2 protein-coding genes, 1 pseudogene and 1 CRISPR repeat array are annotated in these 6,139 nt (G+C 47.2%); all 3 genes and pseudogenes read left to right on the top strand.

The features are described from left to right. A pseudogene (locus tag PRUB_RS00140) lies at positions 1-397 on the top strand (transposase); the annotation flags it as partial. A gap of 1,462 nt (positions 398-1,859) precedes the next feature. Further along, complete coding sequence (locus tag PRUB_RS00135; RefSeq protein WP_010382659.1) at positions 1,860-2,633, top strand: hypothetical protein; 774 nt, start codon at positions 1,860-1,862, stop codon at positions 2,631-2,633. Positions 2,634-2,932: 299 nt separating this feature from the next. Continuing rightward, positions 2,933-3,781: a hypothetical protein gene (locus tag PRUB_RS00130; RefSeq protein WP_010382660.1), complete on the top strand. Its 849-nt coding sequence runs from the start codon at positions 2,933-2,935 to the stop codon at positions 3,779-3,781. 378 nt (positions 3,782-4,159) lie between these two features. Beyond that, a CRISPR array of direct repeats spans positions 4,160-4,714; the repeat unit is 32 nt; unit sequence GTCTCAATCCCCTCTCATGCGGGGAATGCAGC. Positions 4,715-6,139: the final 1,425 nt, after the last annotated feature.

The following is a 6,139-nucleotide window of genomic DNA, read 5'->3' as shown; positions in this document are numbered from 1 at the left end:
AATGGCCAACACACCGGAAACTTCTGAGTTCACCAGTATCAAAAAACGCATTGAACACGCACAGCTCGGCAAACAACCAAATAGCCTTCTGCGCTTTGCTGGCAACCCAAGGCAGGATATGCCCAAAGGATTACCCTTTGAGCTTAACTACTATATTGAACTGGTTGAGCTAACAGGCCTATGCATTCGTGCAGACAAGCGAGGTCACATCTGCGATGCCCACCCTATCCTCGCCAGATTGCAAATAGAGCCTGAAAACTGGCTAAAACTCACCACACGATTTACCAAAGTGTTCCACGGTGCAGTCGGCAGACAGCAAGCCGTGACTGAATACTGTGAGCACCTGCAAAAAAAGCGACGACCCAATCTGGCTAATTGTGAGCGCTTATTGGGGTAGAACAAGCCATTATCTGAATTACATATGATGACTGCCGCGCTCTGGCAGAGCTTAACCGTGCTCAAAAATACCAAATAACTACTGTTTCAGCTGGAGTTGCCCATCCGTACAACCTGACTTCTGAAACTTTTCGCTTTTTATTCGCAGAAGCAGTCATATTCATAGCCAGTGGACCGGTAACTAGAACAAGTAAGGCTGGGTGTCTTTGTTTTTTTGGGTGTCTTTGTTTTTTTTTGTTTTTTTTAGTAAGGCTGGGTGTCTTTGTTTTTTGTTGTTTTTTTTCTAGACTTTTGCACTAATCCAAATACCCCACCTCTGTCATACCGGACTTGATCCGGTAACTGTTTACAAGCAAACAGATGTTCAGTTGATACTGCCAGTCTAATCACAACGTTATTTTCGAGTTGCTTGTAGGCAGATTTCGCAGCAAGTGCACAATGACGATGAATGGTTGGTCATAACTGTTCACAAAAATAGATAGTTAAGCGGGGAGTATCCAAACCCAAATCCGATGGAAGTAAAGATGAGGAGTGGAGAGTCTTAATCCCCTATCAACCGGGGAGTATCCAATAGGTCAGAAATGTGCACTGTTGTGATTCGTCCATGAAGCGCCAACCAGTTCGGCCATCCAAGGCCTCACCTTCGAGCCTGAAAAAGCGGTGCTTTTTCCGGGCGGCTCTCAGCCTATCAAACGGGGAACATCCAAACGAATACAGATTGAATTCAGACTATCATGGAAAAAGTCTTAATCCCACATCAAACGGGGAGTATCCAATAGTTCAACGATGTGCATCAACCGGGAAGCATCCAGCCATGAATGTCCATGCAACTGGTGGTTCAGAAATGATATCTCAATCCCCTCTCACGCGGGGAATACAGCAAGCCATCAGAAACAATATACTCGCCCGGAGCTGTCTCAATCCCCTCTCACGCGGGGAATACAGCGCCTGTCCATCGCACAAATTAAGTTTGATATTGGTCTCAATCCCCTCTCACGCGGGGAATACAGCAGTGCTACAAAAAATACTGGGGCATGCGAAGATAGTCTCAATCCCCTCTCACGCGGGGAATACAGCAGCCTACTCTAAAACCTATATAGTACAAGACCAAAAGCCGGTTTTTGCGCTAACCTCGCTCAGAACCGCCCAAAGCAGCCGCATTCTAGGCATCCATATTACATAATACCAAGGTAAACATAAACTTACAGGAGCGCTAACCTCCCGGGGTTTTCATGAGAACCACAGGTTAGCGCAAACGGGGTTGTCTGAAGGTAGATTACGCATCAAGTGCACAATGACAGTAAGTTACTGGTGAGCATAGTGTACAACATAGTACCCGCAAAACACCCAAAAATCAGCCTTAAATCAGTGATAAGTCATGCGCTATCAGTACGCAGCATTTAGCCTTTTATCATCGGTTCTCAGGACCTAAACACTAATAAGACTGAATTAAGGACAACATCATGACCTTGCGTTATCCATTAAAGCATATATTGATTTCTCTGACTGCCATTGCCCTGGTCGCGGCGGTATTTCTGGTTCACACGTTGGGTGGCTTAAATAGCCAACCTGTGGTGTATGCAGAGCCACCAGCATTTGTTGAGCGCTACGCAACGGCAATCAACAACTCAACAGCCCCGATCCCATCAGTGCCAGCAAAGCCAAAAAGCAATGACACTGACCACACAGTTCTGACCAAATGGATGGAGGGTTTCACCTACGAGGAAACCCTCGCCTTTAAAGCGATTATGACCGGTGAAACCCTGGATGAGTTTTTACGTTTGTTTTCACACCCGGATAAAGCACAGCGGATCAAAGTGGCGTCGGCATTTGCTGCGGTGCAGATCAAGTACACCCATAACGAAGAGAGCGGTTACCCTAAAAAAAGAAACCAGTTTATGGCAGACAAAAGTTTAACGGCCCACTTCCCCGTGATCAGAAACGCTCTTGCCGAAGCACTCATCGCCACCGCCAAAGAGGGCATCCCTACACGTATTCCCTACACACTGGCATGGCTGACCGGTCAGGGACAGGAGACCATTGAACTATTTACCTGGTCCGCGCAACATCACCCGGATCATAATGTCAGGCGTTCCTCGATTTATTACGTATCGATACTGAATGGTGGAGAAAACGTTGCCGGTCCGCTGCTACAAAGTCGCATCCATGATCCAGTATATAGTGTACGCAAGCTGGCGCTGGATCTGCGATTCAGAAAGCTCATCGGTGATATTTAGCCTGAAAAAACACATAGGTTATTTCGTGATTGGCCTGCAAACGATAGATTAAATCATCGCTACCACGGCCAATCAGCTCAATCCCATATCAAAGTAATAATCTTATTAATCAAGAGCTTAAAATCTCATTGCAACACTGAGAGTGTTTAGTTTGAAAAGTACAAAGCAGCCGAATTTTCTTAGCAGAATTAAATCAATCAAAAATCAATGCAAAATCAGGCAGTAAACAGTCAACACGTTACTGTAGAGGCAGCCCTGTCTTATTCAGCCACAAAAAACCAGAACAATAAGGAACCGCCATGCACTCTGTTTATCGCATTTTTCCGTTATTACTTGCTGCATTGACAACCAGCCACAGCAGCCACGCACATGATCAAACAACTGAATTTAAAGGCCCTTATCTTGGCCAACCATCTCCAGGGCTGACACCTCAGCCCTTTGCACCTGGGGTGATTTCAACCGATAGACACCTTGAATCAGAAGTGTTGTTTTTACCCGACATGACTGAACTGTCATTTACCCGCTATGGCGGTGAATACGGACAAGGCACATTAATGGCAATGCAATACACAAGCGACAACTGGCGCTGGAAAACAATTCCTGCTGATGAGGCCAGCGCCTATCAGTCGCGCTTTAGCCCGCCCGTATCAGAAATTAAAAAAATGGCACCATTTGAAGATATTCCTATTATTGGCTATGCCCGCTCGGCTGCCGATACCATTTTCTTTTACGTGTTAAATTTTGACGACGGCAGCGGGCATTTAAGTTATTCACGCCGGGTCAATGGTAAGTACGAAACACCAATCAAAATGAGCAAAGCGGTTAACAAAGGCAAGTACATTGCCCATCCTTTTGTTGCACCAGACGAATCGTACCTTATGTGGGATGCTGAAAAGGACGGCGAAAACACACCCGATATCTACATCAGCTTCCGGCAGTCAGACGGTAGCTGGGGAGAAGCCATCAATATGGGTGACAAGATAAACACGCCATTGTACGAGCAACGCCCCAAAGTAACGCCTGATGGCAAATACCTGTTCTTCTGGCGTGGTGAGACCAAAACTAGAGAAGACGGCAGCCGCTATTTTATTGGCGACCCCTACTGGGTAGATGCGCAAATCATCGAGCAATTCAGGCCAAAGTTGTAAACTAGCTGTCTGTACCTATGCTCAGCCACTGCGTTCGCCCGGCATTTGAGCTAGTGGAATATGGCTGAGTTTGGTAGCACTCAACCACCAAACTTTTGTTATACCGGACTTGATCCGGTATCGACTTAGCCAACGACCAAATGGACGATTGGGCCTAAGCATTCTGTTTTGCACCTGAGCGTTGCCAGGCGTGCAATCTCAAGAGTTTGAGTTGGCATTGATTAAGTCTTAACCCCCTCTAGTGCGGGGAATGCAGCGAAATAGTTTAAGACTGTGCAGGTACTTCAATCGACAATGCGTCAAGTTACGTTTTCAACCCCAATCGAGCGGAGAGTATCCAAACGTTATCTACATTTCTGGCAAGGACGTGGCTGAAAAGTCTCAATCCCCTCGCGCGCGGGGAATGCAGCGGGGAATTCGGCATTGGTTGAATCACCAGTTGAAGTCTCAATCCCCTCTCGTGCGGGCAATGCAGCTGATAGGCATTTGCCTGATAGGCCAGACTGAGCTGTCTCAATCCCCTCTCGTGCGGGGAATGCAGCCTTGTGAGTGGCGCTTTGTTAGATCATTAACCGTCTCAATCCCCTCTCATGCGGGGAATGCAGCACAGGTATCACCAAAAGAGCAGGCCCAAAGCTCAGTCTCAATCCCCTCTCATGCGGGGAATGCAGCAACGGACCACCAAAAGTGCCTCTGAGTACGGTGGTCTCAATCCCCTCTCATGCGGGGAATGCAGCTTTACAATGCACTGTAAATATTATTACACTTTTGTCTCAATCCCCTCTCATGCGGGGAATGCAGCAACCATGGTGAAGATGGTGACAGTGACAGCATCGTCTCAATCCCCTCTCATGCGGGGAATGCAGCTTCGATTTGCAGGAGTGTCGCCGTACTTGGTGGTGTCTCAATCCCCTCTCATGCGGGGAATGCAGCACTCTGCTCCACAACCTATATATCACGAGGCCAGAAACCTGCTTTTGCGCTAACCTCGGTCAATTTTGAACATAGCTGGCGCATTCTACATATCAAAATTACACAATATGATAATAAACATGAGCTTATACGAGCGCTAACCTCCCGGGGTTTTAGTGAGAACCACAGGTTAGCGCAAACGGCGTTGTCTGACGGTAGATTCCGCAGCGAGTGCGGAATGACGATGAGTCGTTGGTCATTACGGTGCTCGAAGCTGGACAGTTAAACGGGGAGCGTCCAATAGGTCAGTAATGTGCACTTTGATTCGTCCATGAAGCGCTAAGTTGTGCGTTCGCCAGAATCGGCCATCCAAGGCCTCACCTTCGAGCCTGAAAAAGCAGTGCTTTTTCCGGGCGGCTCTCAGCCTATCAAACGGGGAGTATCCAAACAAATTGACCTGACCCCATCTGCACAGTGGTTTGATGTCTTAATCCCCTATCAAACGGGGAGTATCCAAACCATGTATCCTAAGGGCGCTAAGCCAGGTTGGTATAGTCTTAATCCCCTATCAAACGGAGAGTATCCAAACAAACAGCTTATCATGAAATGGGCCACGCTTGGTTGCCTTAACCCCCTATCAAACGGGGAGTATCTAACCGTATACCAACACAAAGGTTGTCGCCATCAATTCGTCTCAATCCTCTCTCGTGCGGGGAACGCAGCGGCATCAAGCCCCCATGTAGAGTTGAGATAAAAAAGTCTCAATCCCCTCTAAAATCGGGGTCACCGGTACCCTTTAATAGTAACTAGCTGGCTAGAGCAAGCTGTCTCAATCCCCTCTAAAGTTGGGGTCATTTCACCAAACAGTTCAACAACGGTATTGTTGATCCATCCATGAAGCGCTAAGCGGTGCATTCGCCAGAATCGGCCATCCAAGGCCTTACCTTCGAGCCGGAAAAAGCACTGCTTTTTCCGGGCGGCTCTCAGCCTATTAAACGGGGAGTATCCAAACCGCTTTGGTTTAGATACTAGTGGAAACTTGTTTTTGTCTCAATCCCCTCTCGCGCGGGGAATGTAGAAACTAACCCCATATCTATCAACAACTTATAAAAAGCCTTAATCCCCTATAAACTGGAGAACGTACAATAGTTCCACAATGTGCACATTGATTCATCCTTGAAGCTATAACCAGTTCGGCCATCCAAGGCCTCACCTTCGAGCCTGAAAAAGCGGTGCTTTTTCCGAGCGGCTCTCAGCCTATCAAACGGCGAGTATTCAACCTAGGTAGTGGTATCCGAGAGTTAGTAAGTAACGGTCTTAACCCCCTATCAAACGGGGAGTATCCAAACTAAAACAAAAGAAGCGTGTGACGCATTTGTTCCGTCTTAATCCCCTATCAAACGGGGAGTATCCAAGCATGTCTCCGTACTTTTTAATTCAGGTTTA

The organism is Pseudoalteromonas rubra, from assembly GCF_000238295.3.
Taxonomy (GTDB): domain Bacteria; phylum Pseudomonadota; class Gammaproteobacteria; order Enterobacterales; family Alteromonadaceae; genus Pseudoalteromonas; species Pseudoalteromonas rubra.
The sequence above is the reverse complement of the archived record's forward strand: the minus strand, read 5'-3'. Positions and strand labels throughout refer to the sequence as shown.